Here is a 13,033-nt window from a genome sequence, read left to right as displayed (position 1 = left end):
GGATGTCGAGTGAAAGAATTGTTAGATGTGCTTCATGATGTTTTTTGACGCCAAAAGTATGACGTTTTAAGGCGGGAATGCGCTAAAAAATGTGGGAGCTGGCAAGCCAGCTCCCACATTTGAAATCTGTGCGAGCGCGCCTTATTCCGGTGCGTGATCGCGCAGGAATACCAGGTTGTCCGGCTTGGACTGCTGCGCATCGAAGCGATAGCCCTGCGCATCAAAGGCCTTGAGCTTGGCCGGGTCGTTGATGCGTTCCTGGATCACAAACCGGCTCATCATGCCCCGCGCCTTTTTGGCGTAGAAGCTGATGATCTTGTATTGGCCGTTCTTGAGGTCCTTGAATTCGGTGTTGATGATCCGTGCGTTAAGCGCCGTGCGCTTGACCGCCGAGAAATATTCGTTGGACGCCAGGTTCAGCAGCACGTCGTCACCCTGCTCAGCCAGCGCTTCGTTCAGCCATTCGCTGATGCGCGTGCCCCAGAACGTGTACAAATCCTTGCCGCGCGGATTGGCGAGCTTGGTGCCCATCTCCAGGCGGTACGGCATCATCAGGTCCAGGGGGCGCAGCAGGCCGTAAAGGCCGGAGAGCATGCGCAGGTGGTCCTGGGCGTAGGTGAAGTCGGCATCGCTGAAGGTCTCGGCATTCAGGCCGGTGTACACATCACCTTTGAACGCCAACAGCGCCTGCTTGGCATTGGCCGGCGTGAACGCCGGGGTCCAGCTGCCGAAGCGCGCGGCGTTGAGGCCGCCGATCTTGTCGGAGACGTGCATCAATTCGCTGATCTGCGCCGGGCTGAGTTCGCGCAGTTGTTCGATCAGTTGCTGGGAGTGGTCCAGGTACTGCGGCTGGGTGAAGCGCTGGGTCGTGGGCGCAGTCTCGAAATCGAGGGTCTTGGCGGGGGAAATCACCATCAACATGAAGTCGTTTCCTTAAATCGTGGCGTGTAACGTGAGCGCGATTCTAGGGGCTGGGGCGTTTTGACTCCACCTATGATGGCGATAGGCATGATCCGCTATAGTGGCCAACGACTCTGGAGAAGGAGACCCTGTGTGCGAATCGCACTTTCATTATCGGCCTGCCTGCTGTGCCTGAGTGCCCAGGCGGCGCCAGTCGATGTAGCCAGCCTCGACCGTGGCACCTGGCCTGAGCAGTTCAGCACGCCAGCGCTGTTCGATGTGGCTTCGCGCGCGGAAATCCTGATGTTCGCCCACAGCCTGCTTGCGAGCGAGGCCTTGGACGACGCGGCGCTCAAACAGCGCCTGGGCTTGAAGATCATTAACCGGGCCGCCATTGACGACCTGCGCCGCCAGCTCTGGCAGCGCTTGCTGGAAAACTACAGCTTTGCCCAGGAAAGCTGCGAGGTCGACGCTTCGTTCTGCTATCTGGTCGAAAGCATGGACGACCTGCGAGAACAGGCCGGCAAGTTCGAAGTGGGCGATGATTCTTTCTATATAGGCTGGGCTGCCCCGAGCCACACGTTTCATGAGCGCTATCTGGACGATTTGCTGCGCAAGGCCGCGCTGTTCCCGCAGATCAGCAGCGAAGTCGCGCGTTTCGGCGAGCATGAGCGCAATGGCGACGAATTCAACGACCGCCTGTTCCTCCTGACGTTTGACGGCGGTCCCGCGCCGGTCAGCGGCAACACCGACTGGCTCACCGATTACCTGCGCAAGCAAAAGATGAACGCCACGTTCTTTGCCCTCGGCAGCAGCCTGCAAACCCGCGTGGAACGTAGCTCGGTTGCGCAGGTGCAGGCGTTGTACCAGGGCCAGTGCGTGGGCACCCAGGGCTGGCAATATCGCTCCCACAGCCACTGGGTGGACTGGCAGGGCTCCGTCACCCGCAGCGCCGCGCTGGTGCAAAACCTGATGCCGGAGAATTATGTGCCGCTGTTCCGTCCGCCCTACGGCCAGCGCCGCGCCGACAGCCAGGGTTTTTTCCAGGCCCAAGGCTTGCAGGTGGCGCTGTGGGACATCGATTCCCAGGACGAGCCGGGCAAGCTCAAGGCCCAAGAGTCAGCGCAACGGGTGCTCACGCTGATGCTGCTGTGGCGCAAGGGCGTGATTGTGTTTCACGACACCCAGGACAAGGCACGGGTGGCGTTGCCGATGTTGCTGCAGGCGACGGCGCAGAGTGGGCTGGGTTGGCAGGACTGCCGGGAGGCGTTTCGCTGAAGTGCCCGGCCCTGTTGGGTGCGGGGGAATTTCGGGGTAATTTTGCGCGACATTTCGATGCAGGCGGACTTCCGACTTTAGCGGGCTGCCTGGCACTCGGCTAGTGCTATTCGTCATCCTGAAAAATAAACTTCAAAAAAACGTCAAAGTGCTTTTTCCTGTCATGGGTTTTGCGGTATTACGAAGTCAGATCGCCGAAACCTGCAACACAGGTGGCGTCTTCCAAGACTCCTGCTGTGGGCAATGCACTTGACGTCACTCAGGTGTGTTCGGTGGTCGATTCGAGGCGCAGCACCGCCCAGGTATTGCGTCGAATGGCTCCCACAAAGGTGACCGAGTATGGATGATCATGGACGTAACCCTTCTTCCGACCAGCCAATCCTTTATGTGCTTGATACCAACGTACTGATCCACGATCCAAACGCACTGCTTAACTTCGAAGAACACCACGTCGCCATCCCCATGATCGTGCTTGAGGAGCTCGACAAACTCAAAAGCGGGCACCACAGCGTGGCCGCCGAATGCCGCCAGGCCATCCGCCTGATCGACAAGACACTGGGCGAAGCGTCGCCGGAGGATGTCGAAGTCGGCGTACCGATCCAGCGTGGCAAGAGCGGGCCCAAGGGCTTGCTGTCGATTCTGATGAGCAAGCGCAGCGAGCCCAACAGCCTGCTGCCCGAAAACCTCAACGACAACAAAATCATCAACCAATTGATCGACCTGCACGCGCGCGACAAGGACCTGCGCCTGGTGCTGGTGACCAAAGACATCAATATGCGCCTCAAGGCCCGCGCGTGTGGGATCGCCGCCGAGGACTACAGCACCGACCAACTGGTCGACGACGTCTCGATGCTGTCGCGTGGTTATCACACCGTGACAGGCTCGTTCTGGGACCTGGTCAGCAAGGTGGAAACCCGTCAGGACCATGGCCGCACCTGGCACCAGGTACAGCTGATCGACAACCTGCCGGCCGTGCACATCAATGAATTCATCATCGACGAACAGGGCTTCGTCGGCTGGATCAAGGAAATCCAGGTCGACAAGCTGCTGATCCTCGACCTGCATCAGGAACCCCTGTTGCACCAGGAAGCCTGGGGCCTGAAACCGCGTGATATCTACCAGAGCCTGGCGCTGTATGCGCTGCTCGATCCGGACATCCACCTGGTCAACCTGACCGGCGCCGCGGGCTCGGGTAAAACCATCCTCGCCCTGGCCGCCGCCATCGAGCAGACCATGGTCACCAAACGCTATCGCCGCATCATCGCCACCCGCAGCGTGCAGGGCCTGGACCAGGAGATCGGCTTTTTGCCCGGTACCGAAGCGGAAAAAATGGAGCCGTGGCTGGGGGCTATCACCGACAACCTCGAAGCCTTGCACATGGATGACGAAAACACCCATGGCAGCGTCGACTACATCCTCAGCAAAGTGCCGTTGCAGTTTAAATCCCTCAACTACATCCGAGGTCGCAGCTTCCAGCAGAGCCTGATCCTGATCGATGAATGCCAGAACCTGACCCCGCACCAGATGAAAACCATCATCACCCGTGCCGGCGCCGGTTCCAAAGTGGTGTGCCTGGGCAACCTGGCACAGATCGACACCCCTTACCTGTCCGCGACCAGCTCCGGGCTGACCTACCTGACGGAACGCTTCAAAGATTTCCCGAACGGCGTGCATATTGCGCTGCAAGGGGTACCTCGTTCGATCCTGGCCGAATACGCCGAATCGCATCTGTAAAACGCGATCACTGTAGGAGCGAGCTCGCTCGCGAAGAACGTCAACGATAACGCGGGGTCACTGGTGCTCCGCGTTGTTCTTTGGTTTTCGCGAGCGAGCTCGCTCCTACAAGGTTTACAATCGCTGCTCCTGATCAGGAGTATCCCTGTGCTGACTCATCTCGATTCCCAAGGTCGCGCCCATATGGTCGACGTCACCGACAAGTCCGTGACGTTCCGTGAGGCGGTGGCCGAAGCGCGGGTGCGCATGTTGCCCGAAACCCTGCAAATGATTGTCGACGGCGCTCATCCCAAGGGCGACGTATTCGCCGTGGCCCGCATTGCCGGGATCCAGGCGGCGAAAAAAACCAGCGACCTGATCCCCCTGTGCCATCCGCTGATGTTGACCGGCGTCAAGGTCGAACTCAGCGCCGACGGTGCAGACTCGGTGCACATCCTGGCGCGCTGCAAACTCTCCGGCCAGACCGGCGTGGAAATGGAAGCCTTGACCGCCGCCAGCGTCGCGGCATTGACCATCTATGACATGTGCAAGGCCGTGGACCGTGGCATGACCATCGAAAGCATTCGCCTGCTGGAAAAACTGGGCGGTAAAAGCGGGCACTTCAAGGCGGAGCATGCATGAGCATCAACGTATTGTTTTTTGCGCGTTACAGCGAAGCGGTGGGCCTGGATTCCCTGGAAGTGGAAGGCGAGTTCGCGACCGTTGATGCAGTGCGCCAAGCGTTGGCGGGTGATGAAGGGTTCGAAGTGCTCAAGGAATCCAGCTTGATGTGCGCCCGCAATCAAGAACTCTGTAGTCTCGACGAGCCCTTGCAGGCTGGCGATGAAGTCGCGTTCTTCCCGCCTGTGACAGGGGGCTGAGCATGGCCATCCGTGTGCAGGTCGAAGCGTTTGATCCCGGTGCCGAAGTCAACGCGATGCACGCGGCCAATGTCGGCGTGGGCGCGGTGGTGAGTTTTGTCGGGTATGTGCGCGATTTCAATGACGGCCACGACGTGTCAGGGATGTTCCTGGAGCACTATCCCGGCATGACCGAAAAGGCCTTGGCCAAGATAGCCGTGGAAGCCGAGCAGCGCTGGCCGTTGCTCAAGCTGGAAGTGTTGCACCGCATTGGCGCGTTGGAGCCTGGGGAGCCGATTGTGTTTGTTGCGGCGGCGAGTGCCCATAGGCAGGCGGCGTTTGATGCCTGCGCGTTTGTGATGGACTACCTGAAGACGCGGGCGCCGTTTTGGAAGAAGGAGAATACCCCTGAAGGCCCACGCTGGGTGGAAGGGCGCGCCAGCGACCACACCGCCGCTGACCGCTGGAAATAATCGGCCGAACATAGAACCCAATGTGGGAGCGGGCTTGCTCGCGAAAGCGGAGTGTCAGTCGATACATGCATGACTGATACACCGCTTTCGCGAGCAAGCCCGCTCCCACAGTTTTGACCGCATTCCAATCGTTAAGGGCGTTTGCGCTCCACGGCCCGCAACAAATGCGTCGACGGCGTCTCGCAACTGATCTTGCGCCCCAGCAGCGTCTCGATCGACGGCAACTGGTACGAATCATCTTCCCCGGCAAAACTGATCGACACACCCGCCGCCCCGGCACGGCCGGTACGGCCAATGCGGTGCACGTAGTCGTCCGGCACTTCCGGCAGGGTGAAGTTGATCACGTGGCTGATGCCGTCGATGTGAATCCCGCGCCCGGCCACGTCGGTGGCCACCAGCACGCGGATCTTGCCTTCGCGGAAGCCTTCCAGGGTCTTGATGCGCTTGTGCTGGGGTACATCACCGGACAATTGCGCGGCGTTCACGCCGTCACGCACCAGGCGCTCTTCGATGCGGCGCACTTCGTCCTTGCGGTTGGCGAACACCATCACGCGTTCCCAGCCGTTGTCGTTGATCAGGTTGTAGAGCAGCTTGTACTTGTCGGCACCGGCCACGGCGTAGATGTGTTGCTCAACGTTTTCGCTGGCGACGTGAAGCGCTTCGATCTCGACGATGGACGGGTCGGTGGTCCATTGCTTGGCCAGGTTCATCACGTCTTCGGTGAAGGTCGCCGAGAACAGCAGGGTCTGGCGCTCGGCTTTCGGCGGGGTCTGGCGAATGATCTGGCGCACTTGCGGGATGAAACCCATGTCGAGCATGCGGTCAGCTTCGTCCAGCACCATCACTTCGACCATGTCCAGGTGCACGTCGCCGCGCTGGTTGAAGTCCAGCAGGCGGCCCGGGGTGGCGACCAGGATGTCGCAGTGGCGGGCTTCGAGGTGCTTGAGCTGCTTGTCGAAGTCCATGCCGCCAACGAAGGTCATCACGTTGAGGCCGGTGTACTTGGTCAGGTCGGCGGCGTCCTTGGCGATCTGCACCACGAGCTCCCGGGTGGGGGCGATGATCAGTGCGCGCGGCTCACCCATGTAGCGTTCTTTCGGCGGCGGCGTCTGCAGCAGTTGGGTGATGATCGAGATCAGGAACGCGGCGGTCTTGCCGGTGCCGGTCTGGGCGCGGCCGATGGCGTCCTTGCCGGCGAGAGTGAAGCCCAGCACCTGCGCCTGAATCGGCGTGCAATACGGGAACCCCAGGTCCTGGATGGCGTGCATCAGTTCCGGGGCCAGGTTGAAATCGTGGAAACGGGTCTTGCCTTCCTGGGGCTCGACGACGAAGTCTTCGAGTTTCCACGGGATGAGGACCGGTTTGGGCGCGCGTTCGCGGCGCGGCTTTGGCGCGACTGGCGCGACGGCGACCTCAACCGGTTTTGCCTGCTCAGGCGCGGTTACCTTCGGCTGGGCAACAGGTGCCGTCCTGGCGGGCTGTTTGCCGTCATGGCGGCTGCCGGTTGGCGGGACAGGAGCACTGGGAACTGGCGCGAGCGGCTCAGCCTCGCTTTTGCCGAACATCTTCTTGAGTGCTTTGAGCACGGTCATCTCATCAATTGGTTAAGGAATGTACGCCGGCCAGTGTAATGCAAGAATCGGGCGCGGCGTAGTGCGTCTGTCATACGGCTACAAAAACGCCCGGTTCAGCCCAGGCGCGCGGTCAACCAATTGCCGATATCGCGTATCTCCTCGGGTAACACTTCGTGGCCCATTGGGTATTCCTGCCATGTCACGGTGACACCACGGCTCTTCAAGTGCTCGAAGGCGCTGCGGCCCATGGCGTTCTGTACCACCTCGTCGTAGTGGCCGTGCAGGCACAGCGTCGGAATGCGCTGTTGGCTGGCGGATAATTCCAGCTCATCACCGAAGGTGGGCGCATAAGTGGAGAGGGCGATCACGCCACCCAACGGGCCTTCCCAATTCAGGAAGGCGGTGTGGAAGACCACGGCGCCGCCTTGGGAAAAACCGGCAAGGAAAATTCGCGAAGCGTCTATTCCGGTTCTCTTCTGCGCTTCGATCAGGTCCGTCACCATCTTTGCCGACACTTCCAGCTCTTCCAGGCTGATCGAACGGGCCGGGCTCATGGCCTTGATGTCGTACCAGCTGGGCATCTCGTAGCCGCCATTGATGGTCACCGCACGGGTCGGCGCCTGGGGCAGAACGAAGCGGGTAGACAGCAAGCTTTCCTGCAGCGCTTCGGCCACCGGCAGGAAGTCGTAGCGATCGGCACCCAGGCCATGCAACCAGATTACGCAGGCGTCTGCGGGCTTGGCGGGCTGGAGAATCAAGGGTTCGGTCATATCTGCTCCATTAATGTGCGCGCGCTCCGATTGGGTGCGTCGGAACGGTGCGCGACGGGTTGATCTGTTAAGAAGATGTCGCACGGTTGAATCTTTTTCTATTGACCGTGGGCTGGATCGACTCAGCGGGCACTCTGGTACGGGCCTTGCTATGTGTTGAACGATGTCAGCGCTATCTCAGGACGGTAACACTATCAGTGACAGCCGCTCGTGGGATAGCAACTGGAATGACCGCGACAACTTCATGCCGCTTGACCCCAAAAAAAGCCAACACGGGTCGATATCGCCTCATAAGGGTGCGCTGAAGTTCGAGCTCCGACACAACAAGAGCAACTGGAGGTTTGAATGAAGGTATTGAAATCCACCCTGGCCATCGTTTCCGCGGCGGCTGTACTGGGTGTCAGTGGTTTCGCCCAAGCTGGCGCCACGCTGGACGCCGTGCAAAAGAAAGGCTTTGTGCAATGTGGCGTGAGTGACGGTCTGCCGGGTTTCTCGGTACCGGATGCCAGCGGCAAGATCCTGGGGATCGACGCTGACGTTTGCCGCGCTGTGGCCGCTGCCGTTTTCGGCGACGCGACCAAGGTCAAATTCAGCCAGTTGAACGCCAAGGAGCGTTTCACCGCGCTTCAATCCGGCGAAGTCGACATTCTGTCCCGCAACACCACCATGACCAGCTCCCGTGATGCCGGCATGGGCCTGAAATTCCCGGGCTTCATCACTTACTACGACGGCATCGGCTTTCTGGTAAACAACAAGCTGGGCGTTAAAAGTGCCAAGGAACTGGACGGTGCAACCATCTGCATCCAGGCCGGTACCACCACTGAGCTGAACGTTTCCGACTACTTCCGTGGCAACAACCTCAAATACACCCCGATCACCTTCGACACTTCCGACGAAAGCGCCAAGTCGCTGGAATCCGGGCGTTGCGACGTATTGACCTCCGACAAATCCCAACTGTTCGCCCAGCGCAGCAAGCTGGCCGCGCCGAAAGATTACGTGGTGCTGCCGGAAACCATTTCCAAGGAACCCCTGGGCCCGGTCGTACGTAACGGCGACGACGAGTGGCTGGCTATCGTGCGCTGGGTGGGCTACGCCATGCTCAACGCTGAAGAGGCCGGTATCACCTCCAAAAACGTTGAAGCTGAAGCCAAGTCCACCAAGAACCCGGACGTTGCCCGTCTGCTCGGTGCCGACGGCGAATACGGCAAAGACCTGAAAGTGAAGAAAGACTGGGTCGTGCAGATCGTCAAGCAAGTGGGTAACTACGGTGAAGTGTTCGAGCGCAACCTGGGCAAGAGCACCCCGCTGGAAATCGACCGTGGCCTGAACGCACTGTGGAACAACGGCGGCATTCAATACGCACCCCCTGTGCGCTGATCGCTGATGGTTCTGTCACCCGGTGGGCCAACCGCCGGGTGATGTTCTGTTCCATTCTTTTCGGGGCACTTCATGCAAAATCAAATCGGCGCACCCAAGCAGAAGCTCAGCTTCAGCGATCCCAAAGTGCGTGCGTGGCTCTTCCAGATCATCACGATTGTGGCGGTGGTCTCGCTGGGCTGGTACCTCTTCAACAATACCCAGACCAACCTGCAACACCGGGGCATTACCTCGGGTTTCGACTTCCTTGAGCGCAGTGCCGGCTTCGGCATCGCGCAGCACCTGATCGACTACACCGAATCGGACAGCTATGCCCGGGTGTTTGTGATCGGTTTGCTCAACACTCTTTTAGTGACCTTCATCGGCGTGATCCTGGCCACACTGCTCGGGTTCGTCATTGGCGTGGCGCGGCTTTCGCCGAACTGGATGATCAACAAGCTGGCGACCGTGTATGTGGAAGTGTTCCGCAACATTCCGCCGCTGCTGCAGATCCTGTTCTGGTACTTCGCGGTGTTCCTGACCATGCCGGGGCCACGTAACAGTCATAATTTCGGCGATACCTTCTTTGTCAGCAGCCGTGGTCTGAACATGCCTGCGGCGCTTGCCGCGGATGGTTTCTGGCCGTTTGTAGCCAGTGTGGTGGTGGCGATTATCGCTATCGTGCTGATGGCGCGTTGGGCCAATAAACGCTTCGAAGCGACCGGCGTGCCTTTCCACAAATTCTGGGCAGGCCTGGCACTGTTCATCGTGATCCCGACCTTGTGCGCGCTGATCTTCGGCGCGCCGCTGCACTGGGAAATGCCAGAGCTTAAAGGCTTCAACTTTGTCGGCGGCTGGGTATTGATCCCCGAACTGCTGGCACTGACCCTGGCGCTGACCGTCTACACGGCCGCGTTTATCGCCGAGATCGTGCGTTCGGGCATCAAGTCCGTCAGCCACGGCCAGACCGAAGCCGCGCGCTCCCTGGGCCTGCGCCCTGGGCCGACGTTGCGCAAGGTCATCATCCCCCAAGCCTTGCGGGTGATCATTCCGCCGTTGACCAGCCAATACCTGAACCTGGCGAAAAACTCTTCGCTGGCCGCCGGTATCGGTTACCCGGAAATGGTTTCGCTGTTTGCCGGCACGGTGCTCAACCAGACCGGCCAGGCGATCGAAGTCATTGCTATCACCATGAGCGTGTACCTGGCGATCAGCATCAGCATTTCCCTGCTGATGAACTGGTACAACAAGCGCATTGCGCTGATCGAGCGGTGAGGAAACGCCCATGAGTTCTCATACATTCAAACCGGATATGCCGCCGCCGAACAAAGTGTTCGGGCCGATGGCATGGATGCGCGCCAACCTGTTCTCCAGCTGGCTCAACACGCTGCTGACGTTGCTGGCGTTCTACCTGATCTACCTGGTGGTACCGCCGATCCTCAGTTGGGCGATCATCGACGCCAACTGGGTCGGCACCACCCGCGCCGATTGCACCAAGGAAGGCGCCTGCTGGGTGTTTATCCAACAGCGCTTCGGCCAGTTCATGTACGGCTACTACCCCGGCGACCTGCGCTGGCGGGTGGACCTCACCGTGTGGCTAGCCATCGTTGGCGTGGCGCCGTTGTTCATCTCGCGTTTCCAGCGCAAGGCGGTCTACGGCCTGAGCTTTTTGGTGCTGTACCCGATCATCGCGTTCTTCCTGCTGCACGGCGGCGCGTTCGGGCTGACCAACGTGGCCACCAGCCAATGGGGCGGCCTGATGCTGACCCTGGTCATCGCCACCGTGGGCATTGCCGGCGCGTTGCCGCTGGGCATCATGCTGGCGTTAGGGCGACGTTCGAACATGCCGGCGATTCGGGTGGTCTGCGTGACCTTCATCGAATTCTGGCGCGGCGTGCCGTTGATCACTGTGTTGTTCATGTCTTCGGTGATGCTGCCGCTGTTCCTGCCTGAAGGCATGGGCATCGACAAGCTGCTGCGCGCATTGATCGGTGTAATCCTGTTCCAGTCGGCCTACGTGGCCGAAGTGGTGCGCGGTGGCTTGCAGGCGATTCCCAAGGGCCAGTACGAAGCGGCCGCGGCGATGGGCCTGGGTTACTGGCGCAGCATGGGCCTGGTGATCCTGCCGCAGGCGCTGAAGATGGTGATCCCCGGCATCGTCAACACCTTTATCGCATTGTTCAAGGACACCAGCCTTGTGATCATCATCGGCCTGTTCGACCTGCTCAACAGCGTCAAGCAAGCCGCCGCCGACCCCAAATGGTTGGGCATGGCCACCGAAGGCTACGTGTTCGCCGCCCTGGTGTTCTGGATTTTCTGTTTTGGTATGTCGCGCTATTCCATTCATTTGGAACACAAGCTCGACACAGGCCACAAGCGTTAGGAGTTGTTGTTATGAGCGAAGCGATTAAACAGCCTGTTAGCCCTGAAGGCATTATCCAGATGCAGGGCGTCAACAAGTGGTACGGCCAGTTCCACGTGTTGAAAGACATCAACCTCAACGTCAAGCAGGGCGAGCGTATCGTGCTGTGCGGCCCGTCGGGTTCGGGCAAGTCCACCACCATCCGCTGCCTCAACCGCCTGGAAGAGCACCAGCAAGGCCGCATCGTGGTCGATGGCGTGGAACTGACCAACGATTTAAAGCAGATCGAAGCGATCCGTCGTGAAGTCGGCATGGTGTTCCAGCACTTCAACCTGTTCCCGCACCTGACCATCCTGCAAAACTGCACGCTGGCGCCGATGTGGGTGCGCAAGATGCCCAAGCGCAAGGCCGAGGAAATTGCCATGCATTACCTGGAACGCGTGCGCATTCCGGAGCAGGCCCACAAGTTCCCCGGGCAACTGTCCGGCGGCCAGCAACAGCGAGTAGCGATTGCCCGTGCCTTGTGCATGAAGCCGAAAATCATGCTGTTCGATGAGCCGACGTCGGCGCTCGATCCGGAGATGGTGAAAGAGGTATTGGACACCATGATCGGCCTGGCCGAAGACGGCATGACCATGTTGTGCGTGACCCACGAGATGGGTTTTGCGCGCACTGTGGCCAACCGGGTCATCTTTATGGACAAGGGCGAGATCGTCGAGCAGGCGGCGCCGAATGACTTCTTCGACAACCCGCAGAATGATCGGACGAAGTTGTTCTTGAGCCAGATTTTGCATTGATTGCAGCTTAAAGACACCCGGCTTTTACGCCGGGTTTTTTGCGTCTGTTCTCAAGGTGTAGTCAGGGTTTCGTGTTCTCTATGTACCGTATTCTTGGAGTTGCGCAGGTCTGTACCTTCACTCAGGATTTTCGCATCGACAAGCAAATGTGGGTGACGTTCAAGCAAGCGCATCAGGATGACGAGCGATTTGGGTGGTAATACTTCGCCGCGTTCGTAGCGAGAAACCGCGTTGTGCCCGCCACCTGACAACAGTTCTACGGTTTCCTTTTGTGACAGATGCAATTTGCGGCGTATGCGTTTCAGCTCTGTGCCGATCATTCGCCGGAAGCTGTGGACTATGTCATCGCACAGGTTCGAATAGCGTTCTGCGTCTTCCGGATCGAGGAGGACTTCTCCACACGCCTCGCATTCCCACCCAGACAAATTGTCGATACGGCGAAGCAAGCCTTTTACTTCCATTGTCTCGCTGCGTCCCGAGAAATGAAGCATCCCGTCCTGCCTTCCGCAACTGCAACATTGTTGTCTTTTCATGTGTTTTTCTCCTTGAAGGAGATCACCGGAGGTCCGTCGCCTGGACGATAAGTCACCTTTATGTAGATCTCCAAACCGTGCGAGCAAATGTGGTAGACGTCCTGCCAGGCACGATGATCGTCATAACTTGTCATCGACTTGTACAACATCGTCCTTTTCAGCGCGTAGATGACTGCCTGCATCTCTCCTATATCCAGGCCAAGGTCTTTACCGCTCAGCCGTGCGGTCGCGGTAAAGGCTCTGAAGCCAAGCCGCCTGACATCCGCCTTTATCACCGCCAGGTCGTAATGAGGTGTGTACTTTTCCATAAGACACCCGAGTCCAATAATTACCCTTTAAGGGTAATTTTACCAATCGAAAATACTGCTCCTTTTGCCGCTTAGAAAACCTAGTGCGTTGCTCTTGTAGGCGCGTCCG

The 13,033-nt window shown here is 59.1% G+C and carries 14 protein-coding genes; 9 read left to right on the top strand and 5 right to left on the bottom strand.

Features of this window, described 5'->3' with window-relative positions; translation table 11 throughout:
- Positions 1–141 precede the first annotated feature (141 nt).
- Entirely contained in the window at positions 142–921 is a 780-nt protein-coding gene (yaaA, locus tag ACLH0H_RS04085; RefSeq protein ID WP_411381087.1) for a peroxide stress protein YaaA, read from the bottom strand.
- Between the two features lie 132 nt (positions 922–1,053).
- Here yaaA and ACLH0H_RS04080 point away from each other — a divergent pair, with 132 nt between their 5' ends.
- The 5 genes from ACLH0H_RS04080 (at position 1,054) to moaE (ending at position 5,224) form a co-directional block, all read left to right on the top strand.
- Entirely contained in the window at positions 1,054–2,178 is a 1,125-nt protein-coding gene (locus tag ACLH0H_RS04080) for a polysaccharide deacetylase family protein (RefSeq protein WP_411381086.1), read from the top strand.
- Positions 2,179–2,517: 339 nt separating this feature from the next.
- Entirely contained in the window at positions 2,518–3,912 is a 1,395-nt protein-coding gene (locus ACLH0H_RS04075) for a PhoH family protein (protein ID WP_012722339.1), read from the top strand.
- Between the two features lie 147 nt (positions 3,913–4,059).
- Positions 4,060–4,533, top strand: a complete 474-nt coding sequence (gene moaC / locus ACLH0H_RS04070) for a cyclic pyranopterin monophosphate synthase MoaC (RefSeq protein WP_411381085.1) — start codon at positions 4,060–4,062, stop codon at positions 4,531–4,533.
- On the top strand, positions 4,530–4,772 hold the full coding sequence (moaD, locus tag ACLH0H_RS04065) for a molybdopterin converting factor subunit 1 (RefSeq protein ID WP_186688508.1): 243 nt from the start codon (positions 4,530–4,532) through the stop codon (positions 4,770–4,772). Before moaC ends, moaD begins: the two co-directional genes overlap by 4 nt.
- A gap of 2 nt (positions 4,773–4,774) precedes the next feature.
- Positions 4,775–5,224 (top strand): molybdopterin synthase catalytic subunit MoaE, encoded by a 450-nt coding sequence (gene moaE, locus ACLH0H_RS04060; RefSeq protein WP_411381084.1) that lies wholly within the window; start codon positions 4,775–4,777, stop codon positions 5,222–5,224.
- A gap of 131 nt (positions 5,225–5,355) precedes the next feature.
- Here moaE and rhlB read toward each other — a convergent pair whose 3' ends face one another.
- Both rhlB and ACLH0H_RS04050 read right to left on the bottom strand, forming a co-directional pair.
- Positions 5,356–6,816 carry an ATP-dependent RNA helicase RhlB gene (gene rhlB, locus ACLH0H_RS04055; protein ID WP_411381083.1) on the bottom strand — a complete coding sequence of 487 codons (1,461 nt, stop codon included), beginning with the start codon at positions 6,814–6,816 and terminating at the stop codon, positions 5,356–5,358.
- A 95-nt stretch (positions 6,817–6,911) separates the two neighbouring features.
- Complete coding sequence (locus tag ACLH0H_RS04050; protein ID WP_411381082.1) at positions 6,912–7,568, bottom strand: alpha/beta hydrolase; 657 nt, start codon at positions 7,566–7,568, stop codon at positions 6,912–6,914.
- A gap of 345 nt (positions 7,569–7,913) precedes the next feature.
- Here ACLH0H_RS04050 and ACLH0H_RS04045 point away from each other — a divergent pair, with 345 nt between their 5' ends.
- From ACLH0H_RS04045 to ACLH0H_RS04030, 4 genes are all read left to right on the top strand, one after another.
- Positions 7,914–8,945, top strand: coding sequence for an amino acid ABC transporter substrate-binding protein (locus tag ACLH0H_RS04045; RefSeq protein WP_010212954.1), 1,032 nt, complete (start codon positions 7,914–7,916; stop codon positions 8,943–8,945).
- A 72-nt stretch (positions 8,946–9,017) separates the two neighbouring features.
- Positions 9,018–10,199, top strand: a complete 1,182-nt coding sequence (locus tag ACLH0H_RS04040) for an amino acid ABC transporter permease (RefSeq protein WP_411381081.1) — start codon at positions 9,018–9,020, stop codon at positions 10,197–10,199.
- 10 nt (positions 10,200–10,209) lie between these two features.
- Entirely contained in the window at positions 10,210–11,307 is a 1,098-nt protein-coding gene (locus ACLH0H_RS04035) for an amino acid ABC transporter permease (RefSeq protein WP_016978216.1), read from the top strand.
- An 11-nt stretch (positions 11,308–11,318) separates the two neighbouring features.
- Positions 11,319–12,083: an amino acid ABC transporter ATP-binding protein gene (locus ACLH0H_RS04030; RefSeq protein ID WP_003171943.1), complete on the top strand. Its 765-nt coding sequence runs from the start codon at positions 11,319–11,321 to the stop codon at positions 12,081–12,083.
- Between the two features lie 50 nt (positions 12,084–12,133).
- Here ACLH0H_RS04030 and ACLH0H_RS04025 read toward each other — a convergent pair whose 3' ends face one another.
- Complete coding sequence (locus ACLH0H_RS04025) at positions 12,134–12,616, bottom strand: type II toxin-antitoxin system MqsA family antitoxin (RefSeq protein ID WP_411381080.1); 483 nt, start codon at positions 12,614–12,616, stop codon at positions 12,134–12,136.
- Entirely contained in the window at positions 12,613–12,924 is a 312-nt protein-coding gene (locus ACLH0H_RS04020) for a type II toxin-antitoxin system MqsR family toxin (protein ID WP_411381079.1), read from the bottom strand. Before ACLH0H_RS04020 ends, ACLH0H_RS04025 begins: the two co-directional genes overlap by 4 nt.
- Positions 12,925–13,033: the final 109 nt, after the last annotated feature.

The sequence above is a fragment of the Pseudomonas sp. MPB26 genome (assembly GCF_046605355.1).
In the GTDB taxonomy this organism is placed as follows: domain Bacteria; phylum Pseudomonadota; class Gammaproteobacteria; order Pseudomonadales; family Pseudomonadaceae; genus Aquipseudomonas; species Aquipseudomonas cedrina.
The sequence above is the reverse complement of the archived record's forward strand: the minus strand, read 5'-3'. Positions and strand labels throughout refer to the sequence as shown.